A 26,698-nucleotide genomic window follows, 5' to 3' on the forward strand; every position below is an offset into this window, starting at 1 on the left:
TTGAAGATCACACATCAGCGCCGGCGGACGAGAGGCGGGCGGCAAGCCATGACGCGCCTTCCGGCGTTTTGAAAAGCGGCAGATCCTCATCAATCACCGACACACGGCGATGTACGCGCACCGCCTCCTGAGACACCGGATTGTATCCGTCCTTCTCCACAACCAACCGGTACACCGCCGTCCCGCGCCGCTGCCATGCCGGAGTCTCCGCAAGGTTCACACCAAAGGAAAAAGCAAGTTCATGCAGATCACAGGACTTCATGCCGTCCAGTTTCCGCTGGGCGGCGGTCGCGGACAATCCCGTATCCATCAGCAATTTATGCGCATAGCCGTTGATGTGATTCCGCCATGCCTCAGCCTGCCTCCAGGCAAAATATGCCGCAAGCCGGCTTTCATCGATTGGGACAACGCGGCAGTCAAACGAAAGTGGATTTTGTACATCGGAAAACAACGTAAATGCTGACGAGGCGAAACCCGCTGCAATCGAGACAAGCTTTTCGACCCGGCAGTCAAAGACCGGGGATGTGATGTAGAGACTGATTTCATCCGAAAATGTATAGGCAAAGGACGGCGCAAGACCGCTGTTCTCAAGCAGCGCCTGCGTAGTCTTTGTCATACTCCTGGAAAACGCCGGATCATAGGGTTTTGCATATCCGGCGTCCCGGGACAAGTGGTGGAAGGATCTCCCGTCCAGCCGCAGAACAAAAGGAACGGTGGTGATAAGGCCGGAAAAAATCTCGCGATCCTTCATTATTCTATTGTAGATTATTCTCCAAAGAGCGGCTCGGACATCTTGAAGGCTCCGGGAATATGGCGGACAAGAATTATGTCTCCTACCTCTTTTACAATACGGTAGGGTATGACAACACCCTGATAGTTCTTAATGTCGAGCACGTTCTGATTCACACCGGTCAGTGCAAGGCCGCTGATTTTCTTATTGGTAACATCCAGAACAACATCCTCGACCTTACCAAGGAAAATTGCTTTGTCTGAATAGACGTTCATTCCAAAGAGATCCGAGATCTGCCACTTCATCATACTTTTGAAAATTATACTCTCGCAAGCATAAGTATGTTTGCATGTCTCACGGCATGCCTTGAGATATGTTCAACATCTCCAAACCACATATACTTCTGAAAGTATGGAATCCATCCGTGTCCGCCCCTATACCACCGCAGACTATCCCCTCATCTGCGAGCTGGATGCCCCGCTGTTTTCGGGGATGGGAGGACCGGTACTGTTCCGCCACATTGAGGAACTGTTCCCATCCCTGTTTTTTATTGCTGAAAATCCTGATGGAAAGATCATCGGGTATATCCTTGGCGGCATTCATCTTGATGATGCGGCAACAGGAAAACTGATTCGGATCGGCGTTGTCCCAAACTATCAGCGCATGGAATGCGGGACAAAACTTACCGAAACACTGTTCTCCACAATGAAACGGCGCGGCGTTGCAGCAGTCCACCTGACAGTAGCAGAGACAAACATACAGGCAATTGCATTTTACCAGAAGATCGGATTCACGCAGAAAGAACGCATTCAGAACTATTTTTATCCTGATACTGCCAGGCTTGTCCTCTGGAAAACGCTTTAAAATCGCATCAGGCCAATCAGCGGGTCAACGGCATCTGCAGAAACCACCAATCGGAATGCCGCTGCATCCGCATACGGTCTTTTTGCTGCAACGTTCACCGCAGCTTTTTTTGACACGCCCGGCAGCCATTTCAGCGCGGCGGCATTCATCCGGTTTATCTCAATCGGTACCGGCAGTGCTGTCACCGACCGCTGACCATGGGAAACAACAGCCGCGTCCAGTACCGTCCCCGTCGGAATCTGCATTGGAATACCGCAGAGGATCGGATACGTTCCCATCTGCCTGCCAAATGACACCGTTCCTGAAACCTCAATGATAACGTCACGCAGAACGGTACCTATGGGAAACACACGTTCAAGCATAGGCACATCAAATGTTTCCCGGACGCGTTCTTTGAACTGATGGAACAGTTTGTCATGTTGCCCGAGTGTGTTGTCCGCATACGCGCGGGTCCCTTCAAACGGCATCAGCTGACGGATATTGACACGGCGGACCATCAGTCCGGCAGCAAAAATCCGCTGCAAAAATGCATCGTTCAGCGCAAACGTCTCTGCCGTCTCACCGGCAAGACCTGAAATAAAGTTGAGGCCCGGCAGAAGTTCAGGTATCCCGTCCCTGCGTATAGCCCCGATCTCGTTGACGATCTCAACCGCCCGAAACACGGCATCGGCATCGCCTTTCAGATTGTTTGCCGCAACCACTGCAGGATCGGCCGATTCCATGCCAAACGCCGCAATGTCTCCTGCAGTATGGCCCGCAACGATTGCTGCGAGAGCCTCACGGGACGCCTCTTCGTGCCGGGCAATGGTTCCCGGATTGATGTTGTCGATGTGCAGCGTCTGAAGCGACGGGGCAGCAGATCGGATCTCCGCAAACAGTTTCCGCAGTGCGTCCGGGTCGGGCGTCGGAAACTCTCCTCCGCCTGCTGACCCGAATGCCAGAAGATCCGGCTGGCGGCCGAGCCGAAAGTGTGCAGCACCCGCCACCGCAAGTGCCCGAACCTCATCAGCGACTGCCCCGGCATCCCGTTGTTTCGGCAGCCCGTAGAACGGCTCGGTACAGAAGGAACAGCCGCCGGAAACCGCCCGGGAACAGCCCTTCGCGGTCTCAAGTTCACACATCACAAACGGATAGAACGGATGCTTACGGATAATATCAGCCCCAAGCACCGCCCAGCGATCAAAGTCCGCATACCGGCAGACACCCTCCGGTTCACCTCCGGAAAGGTACGCATCAAGTGCTGCCGCAGGTTCGCCGTGCAGCATTGCCGTCCAGCCGGAAACCGCCTGTATAACCGCTTTTGCTCCGCCCTGCGGTGAGTAGCCAAACCCGATAGGCCCGCCGAGAAGGGACACGGTTCTCCCCCGCAGCATGAAACCTATCTGCTGCAGTTCCGTCAGCGTTGCAGGCGTTCCCGCAAGATACTTGCCGGGAACGGTAACTCCGGCGATCATCACCACATATTTGTAGGCGGAAAGACCCGCGACCCTCATTGGATCGCGCCGCAGCTGATCAATGGTTGCATAGTCAGTGGTGATGCCCCGTTCGGCAAACACACCGGCAACCGTTCTGATATACGGTGAGATGTACGGCGGGACACCAAGACAGGCAGGCTCGTCTACATATCCGTCAATGATAATCGCATCAGACGTCATGACCGCAAAGCTGCAGAAGTTTTCGTGCAATCATCAGTTTTCCGTGCTTCACCGGATCCACCGAGCGATCATCCAGATCAAATCCGATCAGAGTAACACTTGCAGCGCCAAGTTCGTAAGCACAGAACACACACCGGTCACCGTCCGAAAAACCGCCGAAGTTGTGTACATGCGCAAGCGGTGCCGCCTGTGTTGTCCCGACAACCGGACCTCTGACCTTCGGCACCCACGAACGCACCAGCGGGATATTGTCACCGTGCGCATGCAGTACCAGAATCGTTCCAAGGTCGTTCATTGCAAGAAAGTCATCATCCATTCCATCGATGTCGGAGAGAATCACATCGGGACGATGACCGGCACCCAAAAGAACACGCGCCGCAGCGTCAGCAGCAATGACGACCTTGCCGGAAAAGTCCGTTGTGAGGATATCAGTGGCAAGAGACGGCGCATTGCCGCAGACGATGCAGTCTCTGCCCTGAATGGTACTTCGGAGTATCTCAATATCGTCACGGGGCAGAAGCTCTGCAAGAACTTGCGCCGCACGCTCGTCATCCTCACGCGAAAATCCAAAAAAATCGAGGATTTCAGAGTAGTAAGGCTCCCACTCCTCAGCTTTCATCCCCTTCAACCTCGGAGATGCCGACAAGCTTCATGAAGTTGGACAGGACCGGATCGATGATCATATTGAGCAGCTCATCCTTGTTCCTCACCAAAGAGAATGCATTCAATGGAATGGACAGGGCCGCCATTGTTGCGTGACCGCCCGCAGATGCACCGGGGATAGGAGAGAACGCCTCTTTCATCACATCACCGACATGCAGGCGTATGTCTTTGTTGCGGGCGGAAAGCGTGATGGAGGTGTCGGTGATACCATACACCATTGCGGTTGTCACACCTTCCAGATTCAGCAGCATATCTGCTGCCTGCGGAATTGCATCACGGTTTCTGACATAGCCGACATTCGAGAACAGATAGCCGTGCTTGACCTCGCGGTTGACGATTGCATGACCAAGAACATCCAGCGTCTCCTGCGAGACCGACGGTGCCATGATAACCTCAAGAAGCGACCGGTCCGACAGGGGAAGAAGATAGGCGGCGTTGTGCAGATCCTGCGGCGAGAGATTGCGCTGGAACTCCTTGGTATCCGCGCGGATACCATAGAATAGGGCTGTTGCAACCTTTTTATCGATCGGCAGATACAGTTCCTGCAGGTACTGCGTCATAATGGATGCCGTTGCACCGACATTCGGACGGGAATCAAGGAATTCCGGCTTTCGCAGACGGGTTACGCCTTCTGTACTGTGGTGGTCGATGATGATATTGACCGACGTATCCAGCGGGAGGTCGTTGTTCATGCCGGGGGCGACGCAGTCCACCAAGGCGAGATAGTTGCATTCGCCGAGAATCTCCGGCGTCAGCTTTTCCATCTTGATTTCAAGCAGATTGACGAATGCACGGTTTTCCTGATGACCGATATTTCCTTCATAAAGAATGCGGGTTGCAAGCTTGCCGCCGGAAGCATTCGCAGCGATTGCTGAAAGTGCCATTGCACTTGAAATTGCATCCGGATCAGGGTTTTTGTGCGTAATGATACCAAGGGTTCCGGTCCACGAACTTAAGAGTGAGAAAAGTCTCTGGGCGTTTCTTGACGCAACCAGATTGTTCATGTGATTGACGGCGGACTTTGCAACAACCTGCTGCGGATACAGCACAACATCCGCACCGTGATCCACCAGCTGATCTGCCGAGAAGAGATCCACGGCACGGGCGATCACATGCGCCTGCGGATAGGCACTCTTGACGTTCTGCACTGCCGCAAGGTTTGCATCCTTATCAGCTGCAAGGATGAAGACCACTTCGGGTTCGGGAATCTTGGAAAGCAGACCAGGATCAGTGATGTCACCCATCATCGCCTGATGACGATGGTCACGCAAATCCTCCACACGTTTTTCATTCACATCAACAACGAGGACGTTCTCGTCATCCTCCTTGAGCTCCTCGAGGACATTGTAACCGATACTGCCGCATCCCAGAATGAGATATTTTATTTTTTTATGGGTCTGGTTATTGTTCGGCAGAATCCCATCACTCTCAACCATGTACCAATATTCGTGTTGTTCGGATATTAATGTAGATACCCGCAGGATCCAAAATTCCATCGTGAAGAAATCTATAAATATTGAGATGACTAATCTAATTAGGTCAACAGACATCACAAATGGGCCTATAGCTTAGTCAGGAATAGCGACGGACTCTTAATCCGTAGGCCAGGGGTTCAAATCCCTTTAGGCCCGCTTTTGGTGTGTGGGTTGAATGTTTTTATTGGGCCTATAGCTTAGTCAGGAATAGCGACGGACTCTTAATCCGTAGGCCAGGGGTTCAAATCCCTTTAGGCCCGCTTTTGGTGTGTGGGTTGAATGTTTTTATTGGGCCTATAGCTTAGTCAGGAATAGCGACGGACTCTTAATCCGTAGGCCAGGGGTTCAAATCCCTTTAGGCCCGCTTTTGGTGTGTGGGTTGAATGTTTTTATTGGGCCTATAGCTTAGTCAGGAATAGCGACGGACTCTTAATCCGTAGGCCAGGGGTTCAAATCCCTTTAGGCCCGCTTTTGGTGTGTGGGTTGAATGTTTTTATTGGGCCTATAGCTTAGTCAGGAATAGCGACGGACTCTTAATCCGTAGGCCAGGGGTTCAAATCCCTTTAGGCCCGTTTTTGGTGTGCATTATTCAAAATTTTTCGTTGTGTGATGTACACGAAAAGATTTCGTTGGATTTTTCAGGAAAAGGGAAACAATTGAGTGACGAGCACAGTTTTGATTGGGTTACTTACTCTGAGTACATTCACTCAACCGGAGATATTTTTCAGAAAAAAATCACCATGAAATACGTTCGCGGCATCACAGTGTACCAAAATACATATCCTGTAAAAAACCAAAACATGTACGGTTATCTTGAGCTGCACGGCACAGAGCAGTCCTCTGCAGCATACAAGAAGATTATATATCCGCTGAAACGGAAGAACTGCAGGAACTAATGTTCATGAAAGTAATTTACAATGACGGAAATGTGGGCGAGTGCCCAAAAGAAGAAGAGCTGCATGTTATACGCCACACCGCAGCCCATGTACTTGCCCAGGCAGTGAAACGTCTCTATCCCCACGCATCGTTTGCCTACGGACCGGCAACCGAGAAGGGATTTTACTATGATGTCGATCTGGGAGACACGAAACTTTCGGACGCCGATCTTCCTGCCATTGAACAGGAGATGCGGGAGATTGTCAAGGCAAACCTGCCGATAAAACCGTTCATTCTCTCACGTGCCGACGCATTAAAACTCATGGAGGAACGGCATGAGCCGTACAAGGTTGAGCACATCGCAGACCTTGATGAAAATGAGCCGCTGAGCTTCTATGAACAGGGTGAATACATCGATATGTGTGTCGGCCCCCACCTGACCTACACCAAAACCCTGAAAGCCTTCAAGCTTACCGGTCTTTCCGGTGCATACTGGAAAAACGACAACAAAAACAAGATGCTGACGAGAATCAACGGGACCGCATTCGCCTCGTCCAAGGAACTTGAGGATTTCCTGAAACTGCAGGAAGAGGCCGAACGCCGCGATCACCGCAAGATCGGCAAAGAGATGAAGCTGTTCATGTTTGAGGATGTTGGTCCCGGGTTCCCGTTCTTCCTGCCAAACGGGATGGTTATCAAGAATGCGCTGATCGAGTACTGGCGTGAACTCCATGTGGCCAATGGATATCAGGAGATCTCAACACCGCTCATTATGAACCGCTGTCTCTGGGAAACAAGCGGCCACTGGGATCACTACAAGGAGAACATGTATGCAACCCGCATCGATGACGAGGATTACTGCATTAAGCCGATGAATTGTCCGGGCGGTGTCATGGTCTATGCAAACGAACCTCACAGCTACCGTGAACTTCCGATGCGCCTTGCAGAACTCGGTATTGTGCACCGCCACGAACTGAAGGGAGTTCTCCACGGTCTGTTCCGCGTCCGCAGTTTCACGCAGGATGATGCCCATATCTTCATGCGTCAGGATCAGATTGCCGAGGAGATCAGTGCGGTTATCCGGCTGATCGATCAGGTGTACTCCAAGTTTGGCTTTGAGTACGCTCTTGAGCTTTCTACCCGCCCCGAGGACAGTATGGGGAGCGATGAGGACTGGGAGGCGGCAACGAACGGTCTGGTGAATGCACTGGAACAGCTGAATCTTCCCTATACGATCAATGAGGGAGACGGTGCGTTCTACGGCCCGAAAATCGATTTTCATCTGCGTGACTGCCTCGGGCGTACCTGGCAGTGTGGAACAATTCAGCTAGACTTCCAGATGCCGATCAACTTCAACTTATCTTATGTGGATGAAAACGACGAACGTCCCCGTCCGATCATGATTCACCGGGTGTGTTTCGGATCGATTGAACGGTTCATCGGTATTCTTACCGAGCACTTCGCCGGTAAATTCCCCGTCTGGCTTGCACCGATGCAGGCAAAGATTCTGCTGGTCTCCAAGAAAAGTGAGGAGTATGCAGCCGAAGTCTATCAGATGCTGAAAGACGCAAAAGTCCGCTGCGAACTGGACAACCGCAATGAGAAGATCGGCTATATGATCCGTCAGGCGCAGTACACCGAGCGCGTGCCCTACATGATTATCATCGGAGAAAAAGAGCTTGAGACAAAGACCATCTCAATCCGGACACGCGACAGTAAGACAGTGTCCATGACGCCGGATGAGTTCCTGACAAAGATTGCCGCAGAGATTGCAAACAGAGACTAAGATTTCAGAACACTTTTTAGAAAAAAAATATTTTTTTATTTTTTATATCTGACCCGCGCCATGTCAAGGGCGTAGCCGCGGAACTCCGTCTCCAGCCGGTCGCCACACAGCCGGATGTCATGTTCATGGCCGGCGGCACAGATGTGATAGATGCCGTTCCCTTTACACGTCCAGGTAAACGGTTCATTGATGTTATATCCCAGAACTTTACCGATGGCAACACCGGTATTGTCGGGATAGAACCGGCAGTGCATTTGTCCGGCGAACATCACCGATTTTTCCCAGTCACCGACGATCGGATCAGTCAAAGCCTTCTCCCCCAAAAACACCGCAGAGCTCCTCTCTGAGATATTCTGTTCCGCGAACACGCATCTTCCATGAAACTCTGGTTAGCGCTCCTCTGCCAAAAACTTCGTGGAGTTCGACGTCCGCAAAATAGTGGGTGACAATGCCGTCACCCCGGAGATACGAGTACGGCGCAACTTCTCTGCCCTTCCCGCATCTCATATCGCTGCGCGAGAACCCTTTGAAAAAAATGCTGCCGGAAGGCCGGAGAACACGCCGCATCTCTGCTGCAGCTGCCGGCCAAAGGGATGCGGGGAGATGTCCCAGCACATGCCAGCAGAACACCGCATCAAACGAACCGTCCGAAAACGGCAGCGCGGCAAGATCGGCACAGACTGCAATACAGTTCCGCGAGTGTACCAGAGAGATCGCCGCAGGGGAGATGTCAACTCCAACAGCGTTCCAGCCCCGTGCTGTCATGGCGGCGAGTGTCTTGCCGTTGCCGCAGCCGCACTCAAGCACACGGCAGCCCGCAGGCAGCGGCGGCAGTTCCGCCGCTCCCCCGCCCCACCGGTTACCGCGCAGTGTATAGTCAGCGTCCCAGCCGGTCACAGCCGCACCGCAACACCGCGGGAAGCAAGATACTCCTTCACCTCACGGACGGTCATTTCACCATAATGGAACACGCTTGCCGCAAGACAGGCGTCTGCTTTACCTTTCACAAATCCGTCATAGAAGTGCTCAAGCGTTCCAACACCGCCGGATGCGATCACCGGAACATCCACATTATCCGAAATTGCTGCCGTGATCTCCAGATCAAAACCGGTCTTGACTCCGTCTGTCTCCATCGAGGTAAGAAGAATTTCACCCGCACCGCGGCTGACCGCCTCCTGCGCCCAGGCAATGGCGTCCATGCCGGTCGGGTGGCTGCCGCCGTAGATGACAACCTCATACCAGCAGGTACGGCCGTCTGCAAGATGCACGGGAGTTACGCCGTCACGCATCGCATAATTTCTGCGCACATCCTCGGCAAGCACAATACACTGATTGCCAAACAGTTTCGCACCTTCAGTAATAACCTCCGGCGTTTTCACCGCCGCCGTGTTCAGACTTACCTTATCGGCACCTGCACGCAAAATCTCCTGAATGTCCTTTACCGTCCGGATGCCACCGCCAACCGTCAACGGCAGGAACAGCTGGTCAGCAGCGCGGCCGATGACATCAACCATCGTCTGGCGGTCGTTCTTGGAAGCAGCAATATCCAGAAACACCACCTCATCGGCTCCCTGCTCGTTGTAGGTCCGCGCAAGCTCAACGGGATCTCCCGCATCGCGGAGACCCTCAAAGTTCACGCCCTTGACAACCCTTCCGTCCTTGAGATCAAGACAGGGAATAATCCGCCGTGTAAGTCCCATGTCTGTATAGTTGGCGGGCGGGAAAAATTATCATTGCGTATTATAGGCTTGCAGAACCAACACTTTTGGATATGACGCATACCGGCGAGCAGAAAATACAGTGGGCACAGCAGTATATGCCCGTCTTAAATGCCATCCGTGAACGCTTCGAGAAGGAAAAGCCCCTTACCGGTCACAGAATCGGTATGGCACTGCATGTGGAGGCAAAGACCGCCTGTCTGGTCAGAACACTTGCCGCGGGAGGAGCGGAGGTGTACATCACCGGCTGCAATCCTCTGTCTACACAGGACGATGTGGCAGATGCCCTTCGCGAAGGCGGCATCGCCTGTTATGCACAGCGCGGATGTAACACCGAGGAGTACTATGCGGCAATCGACAAAGTGCTTGATGCACACCCGACCCTTACCATCGATGACGGCATGGACTTAATCAACCGTGTCCACCTTGACCGCCGTGATGCCCTGCCGGGAATCGTCGGCGCATGTGAGGAGACGACGACCGGTATTCACCGGCTGCGCGCAATGGAGGCCGACGGAAAGCTGGAGTTCCCGGTCATCGCCGTCAACGACACGCCGATGAAGCACTACTTCGACAACGTCCACGGAACCGGTGAGAGTGCGCTGGCCTCGATTATGCTGACGACGAATGTTCTGCTTGCAGGCCGCCATGTGGTTGTTGCCGGGTACGGCTACTGCGGCCGCGGTGTTGCAACCAAGGCGCGGGCACTTGGCGCACGTGTTATTGTGACAGAGATCGATCCGCGCAGAGCACTGCAGGCACACTTCGACGGATTTGATGTGATGTGCATGGAGGAAGCGGCAAAGGTCGGGGACCTGTTCATCACGACAACCGGCAACTGCAGTATCATCACCGGCCGCCACTTCCCGCTGATGAAGTCCGGCGCAATTCTTTCCAATGCAGGTCACTTCAACAACGAGATTGAGATCCCGTGGCTTGCGGAACACGCATCCGCGGTTGAACACCGCGACGGCATCGACACGTATGTGATCGACGGCAAAAAGATTCATCTGCTTGCAGAAGGAAGACTGGTCAACCTTGCAACGCCGAAAGGCATGGGCCATCCGATTGAGGTTATGGACCTCAGCTTTGCGGTACAGGCGCTGTCGGTTGAGTACGTGGCAAAACACGGACGTGAACTTGCAGCCGGCGTGCACGATGTGCCGACCGAGATTGATGAGTACATCGCCCGCCTGAAACTTGCGGCGGTCGGTGCGACGCTTGACGCACTGACGGCAGAACAGGAAGAGTACATGTGCAGCTGGAACCACGGCACATAAAATAAAAAAAGATTTTTTTTATTTTTTATTCGGTTTTCTTCCAGATGAGCCGCTTCTCCGTGACCTCATCCGCAAAGATCAGAAACGCATGGGCGGCATAGGCAAACACATTTGTTGTCATGAGATAGGTATCCGGAATTTTTCGTGCGTGAGTATTACCAATGATACGGACGAGATCCAGCGCATACAGTCCTTCAGGGGAGAGGACACCAGTTCTTCCGATCGCACCGCAGACCGTGCCGAACTTTTTGTTGTCAATGCGAATTTTCTGCGTCCGGCAGATCAGCTCTGCGACCTCCGCCGTAATATCACAGAGCCTGCGGGTTGCCGTCTCGGATTTTTTCTGCCGCGCAATTACTGCAAGTTCGCGAAAGATTGGGTGGACACCGGCAAGTTCCTCGAAGCGCCGTGTCCGTGCCTCGGCACCGGAGTTCACCTGAGCCGGGGAGTAGATACTTTTCTCCAGCATCAATCCTTTGTCGCGGGGCAGTGAGTAACTGATAAGAAGGGTCGAACCCACACCGCCGGATGGAACGTTCAGGATGACGTCACCGATGTTCTGCATGTCGTAAAGACAGTTGCAGCACAACGACAGACGGTTTGCCGCCTTCAGGGTTTTGTGCAGTTCGCCTGCACTTACCTCAAGAACAGCCTCACCGTCTGCGGCAGCCGCATCAAACCTGCGGTAGAGAGCATGATAGAAGTCAGCCGCAGTCAGGTTACCACTCTGTTTTTCCGCCACTGCAACTCACTTCCCAAAGAGACCGGAAAGGAAACCCTTCTTTTCCACAATCTCGATCTCGATCACCAGATTGCCGCGCTTCTTCGGTGACATCACGCCAAGACCTTTCCCTTCCGGAGGAGAGAAGCGATCGCCGGTTTTGACACCTGCAGGAACCGTTACCTTAATCACTTTATTGAACAGCAGCTGTACCGGCACCGGGCCGCCGCGTTCCGCCTGCTTTGGCGTAATTTGCAGTGTATGAATCAGGTCATTCGTTGCATCATCGATCTCCCAGTTCTCCTGCGGAACAACCTTCAGATTCACGTACAGATCGCCCCGGGGTTTGCCGGGTTCAACCGGAACACCGTATCCCTCAAGGCGGTAGCGGCGGACACCCGGATACACTTTGATCACGACACGTTCTCCTGCAACCTTCATCGGGATTTTACCTTTGCCGTAGGCGGCAATGGCCATTGAAATTGGATAGTCCGTCTCAATATCTCCGCCCTTCACCGGCATACCGCACATCTTTTTCCCGCGCGGGGTTCCTGCGGCCGGTTCATCACCAGACAGATCCGCATCGTAGGCTGCACGTTTTTCCGGGTTGGAAAGGATCTCATAACTTGCCATGATTGCAAGCAGGCGTTCATTGTACTCATCCTGTTTTGCCTCGTCGGTTCCTGCACGATCCGGATGATACTGTTTTACTAACGAGACGTAGGCCTTTTTGATCATCTCGGGCTTCGCATTCTGCGGGACACCCAGAATAGTATAGTGAGTTATGGTTTCGGCCATGAAGATGTAATCATGTTGGAGGGATGAAATCATAATCTTACTGGGAAAACACGGGAGACCAACAATTATCATAACTTCCTCCAAATATAATTCCCATGTACATTGGGATTGATCACGGAACAACATCGCTCCGGTTTGCCGCAGATAACGGAAAACGGTTCAAGATGTCCCGTGAGGCAGCAAAGGAATTCAACATTGACGATCTGCATAAACTCGGGCCTGTGGATGAAATTTCCGGAATCGCACTCTGTTACTCAATGGGCGACAACTTTACGCAGATAACGCCGGTTGACAGACTGAAGAACCGCGGCGTCATCACCCGCGATGGTGCGGGAGAACATATCGGCGGAGGGACATGCGTCTTTGATGCGGTAAAGGACTCGGGGATCCCCGCAGTTGCAATTCCCGGAATTCATCGCAGTTCAGACACCGATCCACGATTTAAAATCTACTCGCATCAGACCAGTCCGGAAAAACTCGGCATTGCCTATCTCGCAGCAGAAACACTTGGCGACACCTTCATCGTCTCTGATATCAGCTCAAACACGGTCTCTCTTCTGGTGGCCAAAGGAAAAGTTGTCGGTGCATTTGATGCATGTGTTTTTGCGCCCGGCACGAGACACGGAGCCCTTGATGTCGATGCGATCCGCAAAGTGGACGCGGGGGCATGTACCGCAAACGAAGCCTTCACCACCGCGGGCGTGATGTATCATCTGGAAGAAAAATATCAGATGCCGACCGTTGCCATGTGGGCCGCAATGGAGTGTGCCTCACTTGCACTTCTCGCACCTGATGCATCAGTTGCTCTTGCCGGAAGTCTCGCACCCGATCTTGCCGAGGAGATCTCCGCGCTCCTGCAAAAGCCGGTCATCGTTTATGATGAGTGGGCGGCGTCCGACGGCCTTGCACGAATCGCCCGCGACGTCTTTTCCGGAGCAAAACAGATTCTCGGTATCCCTGTTTCTCCGGCACTCAGAAGATAACATTTCGCAAATCGTCGAATTCATTTTCGACCACAAGAAAGATAAGCCGAATAGAACAACCAATCCTAAAAAACAGAATATTCAAACCCATTTTTAGAAAATAACTTCGAATTGGCGGTATCGGGGGAAACACTAAATTCATATTGATTAATCGTGATAAATTATACTGGTTATTCACGTGAAAGAACTACGCATCCATGGAAGAGGCGGACAGGGTTCCGTCACGGCTGCGGAACTTATTGCAACCGCAGCCTTTGCCGGCGGTGTGCACGCCCAGGCGTTTCCGGCGTTCGGTGTCGAACGCCGCGGTGCACCCGTTCAGGCATTCGTGCGGTTCAGCAACGAGAAGATTCGGCTGAGAAGCCAGGTCTACGAGCCGGATTATATTATTGTACAGGACAGCACCCTCATTCGCGACGTCAACGTATTCGCAGGCATGTCGGAAGGCGGAATTGCAATCATCAATACCGAAAAGAAGGGAGACTACACCCTTCCCGCAGGTGTCAGACTGATTATTCTTGATGCTACACAGATTGCCCTTGAAGAGATCGGGCTTCCGATCACCAATACCACGCTGATGGGAGCATTTGCCGCAGCAAGCGGTGAGATTACCCTTGACGCACTCAAAGATGCAATCGCAGAACGGTTCCCCGGAAAACTTGCGGAGACAAACTTCGCCGCAGCAAAACGGGCATACAATATGGTTTTGGAGGGAGCAGTATAATGCCGCTTGGAATAGGATGTACCGCACGACCCGGCCAGTCCAGAAACAACAAAACCGGATCCTGGCGGGTCTTCTACCCGGTTCTTGACAAAGAAAAATGTACCAAATGCGGAACATGTCAGCTGATCTGCCCGGAAGGCTGCATCAGTCAGATGCCGGACAAAACCTACGAGATCGATCTCGATTTCTGCAAAGGATGCGGCATGTGTGCTGAAGAGTGCCCCGACAAAGCAAAGGCAATCACTATGCACAAGGAGGAAAAATAAATGACTCTTCAGATTATGGAAGGATCCATTGCCGTTGCAGAGACCGTCCGGCTCTGCCGCCCGCAGGTCATCTCCGCATACCCGATCACGCCGCAGACCCATATTGTGGAAGGACTGGCGTCCATTGTTGCCGACGGACGGCTTGACGCCGAGTATATCTGTGTGGAATCCGAATTTTCCGCACTGTCCGCCTGTATCGGTGCATCCGCCGCAGGCAGCCGGGTGTACTCCGCAACAACATCCCAGGGTCTTGCACTGATGGGCGAAGTTGTCTTCAACTCCGCAGGAATGCGGCTCCCGATTGTGATGGGTATTGCCAACCGTGCAATTTCCGCTCCGCTCTCCATCTGGAACGATCAGCAGGACTCCATCATGATGCGGGACTCCGGCTGGCTGCAGTTCTATGCGGAGGACAATCAGGAGGCAGTTGATCTGCACGTTCTCGCCTATAAAATCTGCGAGGATCACAACATCCTGCTTCCGGCATTCGTCTGCTTTGACGGATTCATCCTCTCACACGTATTCGAGCCGGTTGATATCCCCTCACAGGAAGAGGTGGACGAGTTCCTCGGCCCCTTCACCCCGTATCAGAGACTTGATGTCAAAGATCCGATCTCATTCGGTATGTATGCAACGCCTGAGTACTATCTTGAGTTCCGGTACGAACATGATCAGGCCGTCCACCGTGCAGCAGACGCGATGCGCAGGTACGGCAAAGCCTTTGGCGAGAAGTTCGGTCGCGACTATTCCGAACTCGTTGAGGGATACAAACTCGAGGATGCAGATGTTGCGATCGTTGCCATGGGTTCCATCTGCGGTACCACTAAAGATGCAATCGACGAGATGCGTGCGGAAGGCAAGAAGGTCGGTCTCTTAAAGATCCGCTGCTTCCGTCCGTTCCCGGCAGCAGACATTGCAAAGGCACTTGCCCACGTCAACACCATCGCAGTGCTGGACAAGAACGTCAGCCTTGGTGCAAAAGGTGCAGTCGCCATTGAGGTCAAGGAAGCCTGTTACGGCTCCGGCATTCCGGTCTATGACTACATCCTCGGTCTTGGCGGACGCGATGTGCGCAAGAAGGACATCAAAAAGATTGTAGAACTTGCCGAGAAAGGGTCCGGCGATATGTTCTACGGACTGCGCGAGGAGTTGTTATAAATGGTAGATCGTACAATTGAAAACTTCGACTGCGGTCACCGCGCCTGCGGCGGCTGCGGAGCATCGTCTGCGGTCCGGATGATCCTGAAGGGAGCAGGAGAAAACACCATCGTCGTGAGTCCGACAGGATGCCTTGAAGTGTTTTCCACACCTTACCCGGAAACTGCATGGAAGACGCCCTGGATTCACTCACTGTTTGAGAACGCATCCGCGGTTGCATCCGGTATTGAGGCATCCCTGAAAAAACAGGGACGGCTTGGGGAAGAAAAGATTCTCGTCATTGGCGGAGACGGTGCAACCGTGGACATCGGTATGCTCTGTATCTCCGGAGCATTTGAGCGCGGCCATGACTTCACCTATGTCTGTTACGACAATGAAGCCTACATGAATACCGGTATCCAGCGTTCCGGTGCAACCCCGTATGATGCGGACACCACCACTTCACCGTCCGGCGCATGCTCAACCGGGAACAACCGGCCCAAAAAGGATCTTCCGCAGATTCTCGTTGCCCACGGTTCCCCCTATGTAGCAACAGCCACGATGGCATACCCGATGGACCTGATGAAGAAGGTTGAGAAGGCCATGAACACCCCCGGTCCCTGTTACATTCAGGTGCATGCGCCATGCTGTACCGGATGGGGATTCGACGGCGCGAAGACGATGGAGATCGGAAGAATGGCGGTTGAGTGTGGTCTGTGGCCGTGCTACGAAATGGTTGACGGCCAGTTGACATCCGTCAAGAAGGTCAAGCGTGTACCGGTCGATGAGTATCTCAAAGCCCAGAAACGGTTCCGCCACCTCTTTAAGCCGGCCCGAAACGATGCAGAGATTGCAAAGATTCAGGCAATCGCCGATGCCAACGCCGCAAAGTACGGCATTGACATTGCATAAATTCTTTTTTTCCAAGCGCTCATATCCGAAGACAACCAATATAGACTGCAATGACCTTTGCAGCAGACATACTTTCCCTGCTTTTCCATCCAAAGGAGTTCTTTGCAGATGGATCCCGCACGCAGTCCTTCAAACTGCCGGCTCTCTATACCGCGGTGTACGGAGTCTTCGCCGCAGTTGCCGGGTATCAGGCATCCGTAGCTTCCGCGGAGCTGATCGGCATGCCGGACGCTGCCGGAGTGCTTGGCGCGATTGGTGCAGTAACCGGATTCATCATGGCCTTTCTCATATGGGTCATCGTCGCTGCATTCTTCTTTGTGTTCGTCAAGTTCATCACGCATACCACTGCCGGATTCAAACCCTTCCTTTCCGTTACCGGCTACGCCTCACTCCCGATTCTTATAGGAGCGGTTCTCATGCTTCTTGCGGGCATGGTATCTCCCGGAATATTTGACGGATGGACGGGCTATCTGCTGAATCTCGTGGTGCTGTTCTGGTGCATGCCGATCTGGATCTACGGGTTTGCAGCTGCCGGCAACGTTCCGGTACGCGCAGTTTTCACGGCACTGCTGATTCCGATCATCATCATGGCTGCCTATACTGCATACGAAACCTACACAACCATCGAATCACTGAAAACCCTCGCAGAAACAGGCGGCATGCACATCTCAATGCGGCCTCACCGTTTGCATACTCAAGGATGACACGGTTCTTACAACAACAGGCGGTATGCAGATGTCAGTGCAGCCGCCGCGATAACCCATCTTTTTTTCGACTGTCCCGGATACCGGTCGCTACATTAATACGCAGTGTAAAATAAACATTACAATTAGTAATATGAAGATTACTAATGCAACAAAAACACTGTTGTTCGAACAAGAGAAGTTCTTCCAAAAAGAGTCCTTCAGCGGACGGCTTCTCTTGCCGGCATTCCTGACCCTTCTCTATGCCTGTGTTGCTGCAGCGTTCACTTCCGTCAGCTCTGCCGTGATTATTCTGATTGCCTGGATCGTGATCGCCGCAGTATTTTACCTGTCCGTCAGAGGGATCGGTCATGCCGCATGTACTTACCTCCCAATTCTTGCAGCCACCGGATATGCTTCGGTCCCGCTACTGATTGGAACCCTCATTACCGGCATAATCAGCACAACAGTCGGCGGATTTTCCACAATTCTCACCGCATTGATGAGTACTGCTGTCCTTCTCTGGTGTATCCCCATCTGGGTCTATGCAGTTGGTGCAGTAACCGATCTTTCATCAAAAGCTGTACTGCATATACTGATCGTTCCGATTCTGCTGATCCTCGCAGTTGAACTATGGAGTACCTTTGCAACCGGATCATCGCTCGTATCCGGAATTTCCGGCACCAACGGAGGAATAGGAGGAGTATCTGCTGCAACCGAACCGGGAAGCAGTACGGGACCGGGAGGCGGCATGTCAGTTTCCATGAGCGTTTCCGGAGGCGGACCGGGCATGGGAGGCGGAGGCGGTCCAAGATAATTCTATTTTTCAAAAAAAATTAGAAATACTGATTTGCTTTCCGTTTTAGCCGCCAGTACCGGTATCCTACCGCACAGAAAAGAATGAACCACAGACCCATACAGATCACGAAGTACTTTTCATAACTTGCAGGATAAAACCGCATCTGAATCTCTTGCCTGTCCGTCCAGACAACAACCGTTTCATACTGTGTTCCATCCGCGATAATTCCCAGATTGTGCAGCTGTACTCTGTCCTTTTTAAGATTGTACGTCACACCCCCGTTACTGACAGGACCAAGAAGTACATTGTTTGTGTGAAAGCCTGCCGGAAGAAACACCGTGGTATTGAACGGTGAGAGATACTGCGCATACATCAGATAGCCGTCAAGCGGAGCGTCGTATACAAGTGTATAGTTTCCTTCCGGAAACGCGATCTGCGTGGAACTCTTTTTTGTTGTGTTTACGACTGTTCCGTTCTCCGCCGTAAGCGTAAGGTTGGTCACCTTTAATTCCGCACCCTCACCGATAACTCCGGGGGAGATCAGCAGATAGCCGCTCTGGTTTACCAGAGTGATCTCTGCCGAAAAGGATGTCCCGTTCTCCGCAATATAATACGTCGCCGTGTTCGCGGATGCAGGGACGATCAGCAGTATGCCTATCAGCAGTACTGCAGTTACAGCACGGAGAGCAGTGCCTCGATGGTCGGGTCGATCTCGATTGGCGGAGCGCATTGCTTAATCACCGTCTCCGGATCCTTCAAGAGGTGGCCGGTAACCACACAGACAATCTTCTCCTTTGGATCCAGCATGCCCTGCTCAGCAAGCTTGCGGATGCCGGCAACCGATGCGGCGGACGCCGGCTCAACGCCGATACCCTCATAACGGGCAAGATCGCGCTGCATAGCAAGAATTTCCTCGTCTGTCACAAACTCTGCGCATCCCTTTGTTTCGCGGATTGCGCGAAGCGCCTTCTCCGCATTGACCGGTGCACCGATACGGATGGCGGATGCAACCGTCTCCGGGTTCTGCTCAACCACAACTTCCGGCAGGTTGCCCTTGATTGCGTTGACAACAGGCATTGCACCCTCTGCCTGAATTGCCGTCATCATCGGCAGCGTGTCAATGTAGCCGACATCGCGCCACTCACACAGACCTTTGTACACCGCAGAGATGTTACCGGCATTCCCGACCGGCAGAACAATTCTGTCCGGAACGCAGCCGAGCTGATCAACCGCTTCAAAACCGATGGTTTTCTGACCTTCAAGCCGGTACGGGTTGATGGAGTTTAAGAGATAAATTCCGTGACTGACACAAAGTTCATGCACCATCTCAAGAGCACGGTCGAAGTTTCCGCGAATCGAGATGACCTTTGCACCATGCATGAGTGCCTGCGCAACTTTGCCAAGCGCAACGTGACCGGCGGGAAGCAGGACAACCGCCGGCATTCCTGCCTTTGCTGCATACACTGCCATCGAAGCTGAGGTATTACCGGTGGAGGCACAGGCAACAATATTCTTGCCGAGCTGCTTTGCCATCGAAACACCGAGCGTCATGCCGCGATCCTTAAAGGAACCGGACGGGTTCATACCCTCGTGCTTTGCATACAGATTCGGCAAACCGAGCTCCTCACCGATCTTTTTCAGATGATAGAGAGGGGTTCCGCCCTCCTGCAGGGTAACAGGTTCAATTCTGACCGGCAGGAACTCCTTGTATCTCCAGACGGAGATCGGGCGTTTCTGGAGTTCTTCGTGGCTGACGGTGATCTCATCGAGATCATATTTAACGGCCAGGAGATGGCCGCATTTCTCACAGTTGTATACAATTGCGTCCGGAGGATACTCCGCACCGCAGTGGACACAGACGAGACGATACATGGTTTATGTATTTGGTGTTGAAACCTTAGAATGTTATTCCCATACGACTTTTTTCGCAGGTACTCCGGAGATTTTCAGAAACACAATCCAGAGAGCCGCGGGCACAAGGAATGCCGCCCACTTCGCATACCCGGCAGGAATTTTTCCTGTGAAAAATCCGAGAAACACCACAACGGCAACAACCGCGAGGGCAACCGCAAACATCTTTGGTCTGAGATCGGATCCATCCCCGACGACAGTTCCGCGGACTCTGCGGAACCGGAACGGATAGAGATAGTGGATGCCGGAGTTGTCGCAGGTGTCCTCCAGAAGATGGAGGAAGCACCCGAGCAGAAACGCGGCACCGAAGATCCAGATGAGAATATTGTCCCGCAGAAATTCCAGATGCGGAATAAACGAAAGCGCGTAGCAGAAGAGCCACAGCCAGAGGGTCAGCAGTGCCGACATACAGACGATGCCGATCGGCGAGTGCGGCAGTTCGCGGTGTCCCTGTTTCGGGAGAATTTTCTGACCGAAGATGCCGACAAAGATGATCGAGAGCGGTTTGTAGCAGAAGAGGTAGAGGAAGTAGCCAATTACCGGCGTCAGGAAAAACTTCCGGCCTTTTGCGCCGGGAATGGCCGAGTGGAAGATTGCAGAACCGCGGCCTTTGTCCACATCCGGTGCAATCGAGCCAAAGAAGATGCCGAGCAGAATCACAATTGACCATGACCAGTGGATGAGGCCTGCGACCGGGGCGAGGATGACAAGACCGGTCAGGAGGCTGAGCAGTATATGGGTTGAGCCTTTCACGAATACGTATTGACGTGGTCGGAAAAATAATCAACGGTTATCTGTTCCAAAAGAGAAATACCATACTAACATGACTGCGAAAAAGTCAGGACGTTCCGGCGGACGGCGCCGGAAAAAGTCACAGAAGATGCAGAAACAGATTGTGGGAATCCTTGTGGTGATCGTTGCTGCCGCATGTGTTCTGATCTTCGGCGGCGGCGTTCCGGGATCCGTCCCGGAACTTGCACCGCTGATCACGGATGAACATGCGTTTGCGATGCATGCAATAGATGTGGGGCAGGCGGATGCAATCCTGCTTTCCAAGGACAACACATATGCATTAATCGATGCGGGCGAGACGATGTCCCCCTCAGAACGCGAGGCGCGGGAGAAACTGTTTGCCTATCTTGATTCTCTCGGAGTGAAACGGCTTGAGTTCCTGCTGCTGACGCATCAGGATTATGATCACATCGGCAATGCTCTTGATGTGCTGAAACGATACGAGGTCGGCACCGTCTATGACAATGGTGTGACTCACACTTCGGCAACCTACGAGAAACTGATGCAGTACATTTTCGATGAAAATATTTCCTACCGTGTCGTCTCGGCAGGAGATACCATTCCCTCTCCGTGGAACGACGTTACGCTGAGCGTTCTCTCGCCGCAGAAGGATCTGATTCTGTCGGGATCGAAACCGGACATCAATGAAAACTCTGTGGTGATGAAGGCGACTTACCGGAATGTGTCGTACCTTCTGACCGGGGACGCAGAGAAGAAGGCTGAAGAGGCAATGCTTGCCGCAGGAGAAGATCTGAACGCAGATATTCTGAAGGTGGGGCACCATGGAAGTTCCACGTCATCAACGAAAACGTTCCTGAATGCGGTACGTCCTGCGGTGATTGTGATCAGTGTCGGGGAGGGAAATGAGTACGGCCACCCGCACAAGGAGCCTATGGAGCAGTTCGTGAAACTGACGAAACACATCTACCGGACGGATATGGACGGGGATGTGGTGGTGACAAACGACGGCGAGGTCTATTCGGTTGTGACACGCAAACCCCATGTGTATGAGAATGTGATTGTGCCGAACCAGCCCGCAACGGAGGCATAATGGAAAAGCTGCTGGTAACGGTTGATTCTGTGGAGAGCGGGAAGGCGTCGCTTCTCCTCCGGATGCCGGAGGAGGAGCGGCCGCTTGCGGTTGTTCCGCTTTCGCTGCTGCCGAAGGATGTTTCAGCGGGAGATATTCTCTCCCTTTCTTTCCATCCAGAACCGGAACTGACGGAGGCCGCACAAAAGCGGATGGCAGCGCTGCATGAAAAACTTCTGCGAAGGTAACCGGATGCAGCCGGCTCACGCATGGGATGATCCGCGACTGAACGAGGAGGCACGGGCATTTCTCAGAACACGGGAGGAAGATCTCGGCGACCGGTGGGCAAAAATTGTGCGGGACGCGGCCTCTGGCAACTCAGCAGAACTGCAGCGCGTCCGGAACGGACGGGCGACAGATACTCCCGTTCCGGAAGGTGTGGTTGTGGTGGAAGCAGATGCGGCAGGTGTTCCCGTGCGGCTGTATGTTCCCGCATCCGCTGCATCGTCCAAAAAGATCGTTCTCTATTTTCACGGAGGAGGCTGGGTTATCGGCAGTGTACAGAGCTGTTCGCGGTTCTGCGGGGAACTTGCCCGCACGGCAGATGTGATTGTGGCGGCGGCTGAGTACCGGCTTGCCCCGGAATTTCCCTATCCTGCGGCAGTCGAAGACTGCCAAAGAGTATTTTTGTGGATGCAGGAGAATGCAGGACATTATGGAGGGGATGCGACGCAGATCTATGCCGGAGGAGACAGTGCAGGAGGGAATCTTGCGGTTGTGCTGGGACTCCAGCAGCAGCTTCACGGACTGCTGCTGTTCTATCCGGTGGTAACACTGTTGCCCGAAGAATACGGAGAATCGTGGAATGAATTTGCCCGCGGCTATGCACTGGACGCGGATCTGATGGAGGCATTTGCTGAGGCGTACGTTCCGGATGCCCGGCGGAGTGAGGTGTTTGTGTCACCGCTTTCACGTGCGGATCTTTCCCGGCTGCCGCGAACACTCTGTATCACGGCGGAGTGTGATATTCTGCGGGATCAGGGGAAAGTGTTCTGTGCCCGACTTCGTGAAGCGGGTGTGCCTGTTACGGAACGGTGCTTTGCCGGGGCCGTGCATCTGTTTGTGACAGTTGAGGGGATGGATGGGGACTTTTGGCGGGTGGTTGAGATGTGCAAAATGTTTCTTGAAAAAGAGTGAACGTTATTCCCGAAGATCACTATCTATTGATATGGACGTAAGCTGTCTGGAAAGACGGGGAACATCAGTCTGCAACATTTCCCAGACAAGCAGGAGACTTACATTAAAATATCCGTGAATCAGACGATTTCGGGTATCTGTTATTTTTTTACCATGGAATTTCCGGATACGTACACTTCCCGTCAGGTGAAAGATTCCTGGATGCTTCCCCCATGACTTCAAGACTTCGGATAATTGCACGCTGAAGAATAGGATCCTGAAGCAGTACTTCGTACGTGAGGTTTTTGGAGGCAGTCAGAAGAAAATTCACCTCATCACAGATATGCTGAAAGTAAATTGTGTCACTGCGCAGAGAGATGTCATGCTTCACACCAGACCACCTCATTCATGACAAACGGCCGGATATAGGGGCTGAGACCATCATCAGGGATCAGATCAACTTTTCGTCCAAATAATGATTCCAGATAGTCGGCAAGCTCCAGATATCTGTCCAGTGAAACTTTCCCAGGACAAAAGGTGAATACTACATCAACATCACTGCCATCCTGATCCTCACCACGAACGGTAGATCCAAAGACACCGATTTTATCCACACCAAATTTTTCGTGTAAATACGAATATTTCAAACGAATGAGTGCAAGATATTCATTTCGCCGGCTACCTGACTGTATATCGGACATGGGATATCTCCTTACACAAAATTAGGGATGTTCAAGATGATGAACGTTTGGATGATCATAACCAGCGCGGCCAGGGAAGCCCGAACTGTTTTGCAAGACCCGCGATTTCGTCGTGAATTCCTTTGTCAAGTTTGAAGAGGACAACAAAGTAGATGACTGCCCCGACGGCGACGGGGATGAGGACAAGGAAGACGTTTGTCAGCGGAATAAGCTGTTTATAGATGAAAATGAACGCTGCCATAAGTACCGCACTGAAGACGATGTGGGATGCGGCATGAAGATCGCAGCGGACGTCGATATAGTGTTTGAGGTAGTGTCTGAGGAGGACCGCATTGAGCGTGATGCTGACAAGCGAGGCAACCGCTGCCCCTTCGATGCCGATGACGGGAATCAGAAGAACATTGAGGACAACGTTGAGGACGGCTGCCGAGCCGCTTGCATAGAAGGACTGGCGGGCGTGGTCGATGGCGCTGAGGGTTGTTCCAAGAAACACCATGAAAACGTTAACGATCTGCAGCAGAAGCAGAATGGCGCAGGCCGTCCCTCCGACAGCGAAGTCTGCTCCGTAGAAGAAGTAGAGCAGACGCTCAGAGAGCAGGATGCCGCCGGCGGCGGTCGGGACGGCGAGCAGAAGCCCGTAGGTGATGCTTCGTGTCAGGATGCCCGGTATCTGGGTAAGATCGCCTTTGGCGCTCCAGTTGCTGAACTTCGGGGTGAGTGTTCCGGCAATTGCGGCGGTGATGAACGTTCCCGCGGTGGTAAGCTGCAGCGCTACGCGGTAGACACCGACATCCCCGTTTTCCATGAAGTAGCCGATGAAGATGGTGTCGGCATAGGAGAAGATAAGAGAGCCGCTGCCAATGAGGAAGATCCAGAGCGAGTAGGTGATGAGACTTTTGAGGTGGCGGGTGGTGAACCGTGCGGGCCGGAAGGTGAAGTATTTGAGGCAGAAGATGCCGGAGATGATGATTGCGATGATGAAGCCGCCGAATAGTCCCGCCACCGAGTAGCCGAGGAGGACGGCTATGATCTGAATGAGGATGCGGACAAATTCGTTGACACCGGTCGCGAGGTTTCTGATGCCGACATGGCCGAGACCGTATACTCCCATGGTGATGGTGCCGCCAAAGAATGCAGCGGCGAGGGCTGCGATGATCCAGGGGACGAGTTCGTACTCTTTGAGATCAACGAAGTACGGGCTGACCGCAAGAAGAATCAACGTGGAGACGATGATTAAGAGGAACCGTAGTGTTGCGTACGCGGTGAGGTACTCGTTCTGATCGTTTCCCTCGGAGATACGCTTGACGGCTGCCCCGCCGAATCCGGCATCGCCGATCATGTTGAAGACGCCGTAGTAGGCGAGGAAGAGGTAGTAGACGCCCATCAGGTCTTTGCCGAGGATGTGGGAGAAGAGCATGGTGGAGGCGAAACCGAAAAGGGTGACGGCGATGGTTACGCCGAGCTGGATCATGCTCTGGCGCTGAATGGGTGGTATGCCTGAGATGCGGTTGACGATGTGTGAGGGCATCTTTGTTGCGGATTAGTGTTGGTGTTAGGGAGTTAAGAAGGAGACGGGGGAGATCACAGATTATGGTTTTTCCTGTGTGATGACGACCCATTTCCCATTTTTGTCGATGGATTTGATCTGTGCTCCGGGATCGTCGACAAGCTGCATCCAGTCGGCGAAGAGCTGACTGCCTTTTTCGCCGAACTCTTCTTCGAGGTTCTGGGCCATCCATTCCATGTAGAGGGTGCGCTTGCTTTCTTTGAGGCTTGCACCGCATTCGTTGCAGTATTTTGCGGTGGAGATGTTGATGGTACCGCAGGCAGGACAGACGTTGAGGAGGCTGATCCGGTAGGATACTGCTTTGCGGATCCATTCCTGTGTGGTCATGCCTTCGAGTTTTGCGGCGGTTTCAATCTGGGTTTTGAGGGTTTTCGGAAGACGGAGAAGGATCTGGTCGTCATTTTTTTCTGCGGTTTCGGTATCCATGGAGAGATATATTTTCACCACATTAGATATATCTTTCCATCAAAGATATACAAGATATTATTTATAAAAATGAGATGAGTGGTTCTGAGGAGGGATAGTTTGATGTAGGTGTGTGCAAGAGATATCACCAGAGATCGTTTTGGAAAAATATCCTCTACTACTACTACCTACTATGTACTGTACTTATGAGTACAGTACAGTAAGATAAGAAGAGGAGTATCTTTTCAAAAAAAAGATGGAGATGTACGCATGCCAAGACAGAATCAATATGTGAAGGACGGGAGGAGCCGGACGACATCAATCCGGGTGAATCCGCTGCTGTACGATGCGGTGCGGCAGCGGGGAGGGAATGTGGAGGATCTTCTGGAGACGGCACTGTCTGCGTTTCTGCATGTGCCGTCGGAGGTTCTGGTGCGGCTGCATGGGGAGCAGGAACTGCTGGAACACTGTTACGCGGAGATTTACGCAGGACGCGAGGCAGCACTTGCCGGGGAGCTCAGACGACTGGAGGAGGAGAGACAGGAGCAGTCAGAGGCGGAAAAGGAACGAAGGGAGATGCTTACGGCAATACACGCTGAGATGTGTTCGTTTCCGGAGTCGGGACGAAGACGTGTTGAGATGGATATTGCGGCAGGCGGGGAGTGTGTGTATGAGGAGAAGCTGGTGATGCTTCTGCTGCGGAGGCTGCATTATCCGGAGAATGCTGTCCGGGAGGGAGTGCGGGTGATTGTGCGGAACGGGTGGGTGGTGCCGGAGGAGTGAGGAGGAGTTTTTTTCTGCCGGAAAAACGAATTAATGTACTCCCCGATTGCGGATAATTTTTTTGGACATCTATATGGAGAACGAGAACAAGTTTCTCTGCGACGTACCAGACATAGGGAAGGTTTACGTTAATGTAGTTGGTGACGCTTCGGTTGAAGCAACTGCAGTATCCAGAGACTATCGTCCAGGAAATATTGGGAGTAATCATGAGGAGCAGGTAGAAGACACTGGAGAAATAAAAATCCTCGAATAGACGAAATGAA

At 52.7% G+C, this 26,698-nt stretch carries 33 protein-coding genes and 5 tRNA genes; 20 read left to right on the plus strand and 18 right to left on the minus strand.

Features of this window, described 5'->3' with window-relative positions; translation table 11 throughout:
• Positions 1–7: 7 nt before the first annotated feature.
• Positions 8–751, minus strand: a complete 744-nt coding sequence (locus O0S10_RS05980; RefSeq protein ID WP_268924985.1) for a tRNA(His) guanylyltransferase Thg1 family protein — start codon at positions 749–751, stop codon at positions 8–10.
• 14 nt (positions 752–765) lie between these two features.
• Positions 766–1,038, minus strand: coding sequence for a PRC-barrel domain-containing protein (locus tag O0S10_RS05985; protein ID WP_338148559.1), 273 nt, complete (start codon positions 1,036–1,038; stop codon positions 766–768).
• Positions 1,039–1,141: 103 nt separating this feature from the next.
• Here O0S10_RS05985 and O0S10_RS05990 point away from each other — a divergent pair, with 103 nt between their 5' ends.
• Complete coding sequence (locus O0S10_RS05990) at positions 1,142–1,594, plus strand: GNAT family N-acetyltransferase (protein ID WP_268924986.1); 453 nt, start codon at positions 1,142–1,144, stop codon at positions 1,592–1,594.
• Here the strand turns inward: O0S10_RS05990 and O0S10_RS05995 are convergent.
• From O0S10_RS05995 to O0S10_RS06005, 3 genes are read right to left on the minus strand one after another with little or no spacing between them, the layout of a single operon-like run.
• Positions 1,591–3,249, minus strand: a complete 1,659-nt coding sequence (locus tag O0S10_RS05995; protein ID WP_268925037.1) for a radical SAM protein — start codon at positions 3,247–3,249, stop codon at positions 1,591–1,593. The genes O0S10_RS05990 and O0S10_RS05995 overlap by 4 nt on opposite strands.
• Positions 3,239–3,868 carry a 6-hydroxymethylpterin diphosphokinase MptE-like protein gene (locus O0S10_RS06000; RefSeq protein ID WP_268924987.1) on the minus strand — a complete coding sequence of 210 codons (630 nt, stop codon included), beginning with the start codon at positions 3,866–3,868 and terminating at the stop codon, positions 3,239–3,241. Before O0S10_RS06000 ends, O0S10_RS05995 begins: the two co-directional genes overlap by 11 nt.
• Positions 3,858–5,348, minus strand: a complete 1,491-nt coding sequence (locus O0S10_RS06005) for a DHH family phosphoesterase (protein WP_268924988.1) — start codon at positions 5,346–5,348, stop codon at positions 3,858–3,860. The genes O0S10_RS06000 and O0S10_RS06005 overlap by 11 nt, the downstream gene beginning before the upstream one ends.
• Positions 5,349–5,469: 121 nt before the next feature.
• Here O0S10_RS06005 and O0S10_RS06010 point away from each other — a divergent pair.
• The 6 genes from O0S10_RS06010 (at position 5,470) to thrS (ending at position 8,049) form a co-directional block, all read left to right on the plus strand.
• Positions 5,470–5,543 (plus strand) — tRNA-Lys (locus O0S10_RS06010).
• Between the two features lie 30 nt (positions 5,544–5,573).
• Positions 5,574–5,647 (plus strand) — tRNA-Lys (locus O0S10_RS06015).
• A 30-nt stretch (positions 5,648–5,677) separates the two neighbouring features.
• Positions 5,678–5,751, plus strand: a tRNA-Lys gene (locus tag O0S10_RS06020).
• A gap of 30 nt (positions 5,752–5,781) precedes the next feature.
• A tRNA-Lys gene (locus tag O0S10_RS06025) sits at positions 5,782–5,855 on the plus strand.
• A 30-nt stretch (positions 5,856–5,885) separates the two neighbouring features.
• Positions 5,886–5,959, plus strand: a tRNA-Lys gene (locus tag O0S10_RS06030).
• A gap of 329 nt (positions 5,960–6,288) precedes the next feature.
• Complete coding sequence (thrS, locus tag O0S10_RS06035; protein ID WP_268924989.1) at positions 6,289–8,049, plus strand: threonine--tRNA ligase; 1,761 nt, start codon at positions 6,289–6,291, stop codon at positions 8,047–8,049.
• 35 nt (positions 8,050–8,084) lie between these two features.
• Here the strand turns inward: thrS and O0S10_RS06040 are convergent, their stop codons facing one another.
• From O0S10_RS06040 to hisF, 3 genes are read right to left on the minus strand one after another with little or no spacing between them, the layout of a single operon-like run.
• Positions 8,085–8,357, minus strand: a complete 273-nt coding sequence (locus O0S10_RS06040; RefSeq protein WP_268924990.1) for a hypothetical protein — start codon at positions 8,355–8,357, stop codon at positions 8,085–8,087.
• Positions 8,350–8,946, minus strand: a complete 597-nt coding sequence (locus O0S10_RS06045) for a class I SAM-dependent methyltransferase (RefSeq protein ID WP_268924991.1) — start codon at positions 8,944–8,946, stop codon at positions 8,350–8,352. The genes O0S10_RS06040 and O0S10_RS06045 overlap by 8 nt, the downstream gene beginning before the upstream one ends.
• The gene (hisF, locus tag O0S10_RS06050) at positions 8,943–9,749 is read right to left on the minus strand and encodes an imidazole glycerol phosphate synthase subunit HisF (RefSeq protein ID WP_268924992.1); all 807 of its coding nucleotides are present in this window, start codon (positions 9,747–9,749) and stop codon (positions 8,943–8,945) included. The genes O0S10_RS06045 and hisF overlap by 4 nt, the downstream gene beginning before the upstream one ends.
• A gap of 71 nt (positions 9,750–9,820) precedes the next feature.
• Here hisF and O0S10_RS06055 point away from each other — a divergent pair, with 71 nt between their 5' ends.
• Positions 9,821–11,047 (plus strand): adenosylhomocysteinase, encoded by a 1,227-nt coding sequence (locus tag O0S10_RS06055; RefSeq protein ID WP_268924993.1) that lies wholly within the window; start codon positions 9,821–9,823, stop codon positions 11,045–11,047.
• Positions 11,048–11,072: 25 nt separating this feature from the next.
• Here the strand turns inward: O0S10_RS06055 and O0S10_RS06060 are convergent, their stop codons facing one another.
• The gene (locus O0S10_RS06060) at positions 11,073–11,789 is read right to left on the minus strand and encodes a hypothetical protein (RefSeq protein WP_268924994.1); all 717 of its coding nucleotides are present in this window, start codon (positions 11,787–11,789) and stop codon (positions 11,073–11,075) included.
• A gap of 6 nt (positions 11,790–11,795) precedes the next feature.
• Positions 11,796–12,566 (minus strand): DnaJ C-terminal domain-containing protein, encoded by a 771-nt coding sequence (locus O0S10_RS06065; RefSeq protein ID WP_268924995.1) that lies wholly within the window; start codon positions 12,564–12,566, stop codon positions 11,796–11,798.
• 95 nt (positions 12,567–12,661) lie between these two features.
• On the opposite strand from O0S10_RS06065, the gene O0S10_RS06070 reads away from it, so the two are divergent.
• The 7 genes from O0S10_RS06070 (at position 12,662) to O0S10_RS06100 (ending at position 18,088) form a co-directional block, all read left to right on the plus strand.
• The gene (locus tag O0S10_RS06070; RefSeq protein WP_268924996.1) at positions 12,662–13,549 is read left to right on the plus strand and encodes a methanogenesis marker 12 protein; all 888 of its coding nucleotides are present in this window, start codon (positions 12,662–12,664) and stop codon (positions 13,547–13,549) included.
• A gap of 178 nt (positions 13,550–13,727) precedes the next feature.
• A complete protein-coding gene (locus tag O0S10_RS06075) occupies positions 13,728–14,273 on the plus strand; it encodes a pyruvate ferredoxin oxidoreductase subunit gamma (RefSeq protein WP_268924997.1) in 546 nt (181 codons plus the stop codon).
• Positions 14,273–14,539 carry a 4Fe-4S binding protein gene (locus O0S10_RS06080; protein ID WP_268924998.1) on the plus strand — a complete coding sequence of 89 codons (267 nt, stop codon included), beginning with the start codon at positions 14,273–14,275 and terminating at the stop codon, positions 14,537–14,539. The genes O0S10_RS06075 and O0S10_RS06080 overlap by 1 nt, the downstream gene beginning before the upstream one ends.
• Positions 14,540–15,697, plus strand: a complete 1,158-nt coding sequence (locus tag O0S10_RS06085) for a transketolase C-terminal domain-containing protein (protein WP_268924999.1) — start codon at positions 14,540–14,542, stop codon at positions 15,695–15,697. It begins immediately after the preceding gene.
• Positions 15,698–16,588 carry a thiamine pyrophosphate-dependent enzyme gene (locus tag O0S10_RS06090; protein WP_268925000.1) on the plus strand — a complete coding sequence of 297 codons (891 nt, stop codon included), beginning with the start codon at positions 15,698–15,700 and terminating at the stop codon, positions 16,586–16,588.
• 50 nt (positions 16,589–16,638) lie between these two features.
• Positions 16,639–17,292 carry a YIP1 family protein gene (locus O0S10_RS06095; protein WP_268925001.1) on the plus strand — a complete coding sequence of 218 codons (654 nt, stop codon included), beginning with the start codon at positions 16,639–16,641 and terminating at the stop codon, positions 17,290–17,292.
• Positions 17,293–17,425: 133 nt separating this feature from the next.
• Positions 17,426–18,088 (plus strand): YIP1 family protein, encoded by a 663-nt coding sequence (locus O0S10_RS06100; RefSeq protein ID WP_268925002.1) that lies wholly within the window; start codon positions 17,426–17,428, stop codon positions 18,086–18,088.
• Positions 18,089–18,107: 19 nt separating this feature from the next.
• Here the strand turns inward: O0S10_RS06100 and O0S10_RS06105 are convergent, their stop codons facing one another.
• The 3 genes from O0S10_RS06105 to O0S10_RS06115 are packed head-to-tail and all read right to left on the minus strand — an operon-like array spanning position 18,108 to position 20,734.
• Positions 18,108–18,800, minus strand: coding sequence for a DUF5803 family protein (locus O0S10_RS06105; protein ID WP_268925003.1), 693 nt, complete (start codon positions 18,798–18,800; stop codon positions 18,108–18,110).
• Positions 18,743–19,942 carry a threonine synthase gene (gene thrC, locus O0S10_RS06110; RefSeq protein ID WP_268925004.1) on the minus strand — a complete coding sequence of 400 codons (1,200 nt, stop codon included), beginning with the start codon at positions 19,940–19,942 and terminating at the stop codon, positions 18,743–18,745. Before thrC ends, O0S10_RS06105 begins: the two co-directional genes overlap by 58 nt.
• Before the next feature lie 33 nt (positions 19,943–19,975).
• Positions 19,976–20,734: a metal-dependent hydrolase gene (locus O0S10_RS06115; RefSeq protein WP_268925005.1), complete on the minus strand. Its 759-nt coding sequence runs from the start codon at positions 20,732–20,734 to the stop codon at positions 19,976–19,978.
• Positions 20,735–20,804: 70 nt separating this feature from the next.
• On the opposite strand from O0S10_RS06115, the gene O0S10_RS06120 reads away from it, so the two are divergent.
• The 3 genes from O0S10_RS06120 to O0S10_RS06130 are packed head-to-tail and all read left to right on the plus strand — an operon-like array spanning position 20,805 to position 23,000.
• Positions 20,805–21,824 carry a ComEC/Rec2 family competence protein gene (locus O0S10_RS06120; RefSeq protein ID WP_268925006.1) on the plus strand — a complete coding sequence of 340 codons (1,020 nt, stop codon included), beginning with the start codon at positions 20,805–20,807 and terminating at the stop codon, positions 21,822–21,824.
• Positions 21,824–22,051 (plus strand): DUF3006 domain-containing protein, encoded by a 228-nt coding sequence (locus O0S10_RS06125; RefSeq protein ID WP_268925007.1) that lies wholly within the window; start codon positions 21,824–21,826, stop codon positions 22,049–22,051. The genes O0S10_RS06120 and O0S10_RS06125 overlap by 1 nt, the downstream gene beginning before the upstream one ends.
• On the plus strand, positions 22,029–23,000 hold the full coding sequence (locus O0S10_RS06130) for an alpha/beta hydrolase (RefSeq protein ID WP_268925008.1): 972 nt from the start codon (positions 22,029–22,031) through the stop codon (positions 22,998–23,000). The genes O0S10_RS06125 and O0S10_RS06130 overlap by 23 nt, the downstream gene beginning before the upstream one ends.
• Positions 23,001–23,003: 3 nt before the next feature.
• Here the strand turns inward: O0S10_RS06130 and O0S10_RS10575 are convergent, their stop codons facing one another.
• The 5 genes from O0S10_RS10575 to O0S10_RS06150 are packed head-to-tail and all read right to left on the minus strand — an operon-like array spanning position 23,004 to position 25,673.
• Entirely contained in the window at positions 23,004–23,240 is a 237-nt protein-coding gene (locus O0S10_RS10575) for a HepT-like ribonuclease domain-containing protein (protein ID WP_425438308.1), read from the minus strand.
• Positions 23,149–23,370 (minus strand): HepT-like ribonuclease domain-containing protein, encoded by a 222-nt coding sequence (locus O0S10_RS06135; RefSeq protein WP_268925009.1) that lies wholly within the window; start codon positions 23,368–23,370, stop codon positions 23,149–23,151. Before O0S10_RS06135 ends, O0S10_RS10575 begins: the two co-directional genes overlap by 92 nt.
• Entirely contained in the window at positions 23,360–23,680 is a 321-nt protein-coding gene (locus O0S10_RS06140) for a nucleotidyltransferase family protein (RefSeq protein WP_268925010.1), read from the minus strand. Before O0S10_RS06140 ends, O0S10_RS06135 begins: the two co-directional genes overlap by 11 nt.
• Before the next feature lie 55 nt (positions 23,681–23,735).
• Positions 23,736–25,208: a flippase gene (locus tag O0S10_RS06145; RefSeq protein ID WP_268925011.1), complete on the minus strand. Its 1,473-nt coding sequence runs from the start codon at positions 25,206–25,208 to the stop codon at positions 23,736–23,738.
• 60 nt (positions 25,209–25,268) lie between these two features.
• Positions 25,269–25,673, minus strand: coding sequence for a zinc ribbon domain-containing protein (locus O0S10_RS06150; RefSeq protein ID WP_268925012.1), 405 nt, complete (start codon positions 25,671–25,673; stop codon positions 25,269–25,271).
• 249 nt (positions 25,674–25,922) lie between these two features.
• Between O0S10_RS06150 and O0S10_RS06155 the strand changes: the two genes are divergently transcribed.
• Both O0S10_RS06155 and O0S10_RS06160 read left to right on the plus strand, forming a co-directional pair.
• The gene (locus O0S10_RS06155; RefSeq protein ID WP_268925013.1) at positions 25,923–26,435 is read left to right on the plus strand and encodes a hypothetical protein; all 513 of its coding nucleotides are present in this window, start codon (positions 25,923–25,925) and stop codon (positions 26,433–26,435) included.
• Between the two features lie 73 nt (positions 26,436–26,508).
• Positions 26,509–26,688, plus strand: coding sequence for a hypothetical protein (locus tag O0S10_RS06160; protein WP_268925014.1), 180 nt, complete (start codon positions 26,509–26,511; stop codon positions 26,686–26,688).
• Positions 26,689–26,698: the final 10 nt, after the last annotated feature.

It is taken from the genome of Methanocorpusculum petauri, assembly GCF_026891975.1.
In the GTDB taxonomy this organism is placed as follows: Archaea; Halobacteriota; Methanomicrobia; order Methanomicrobiales; family Methanocorpusculaceae; genus Methanocorpusculum; species Methanocorpusculum petauri.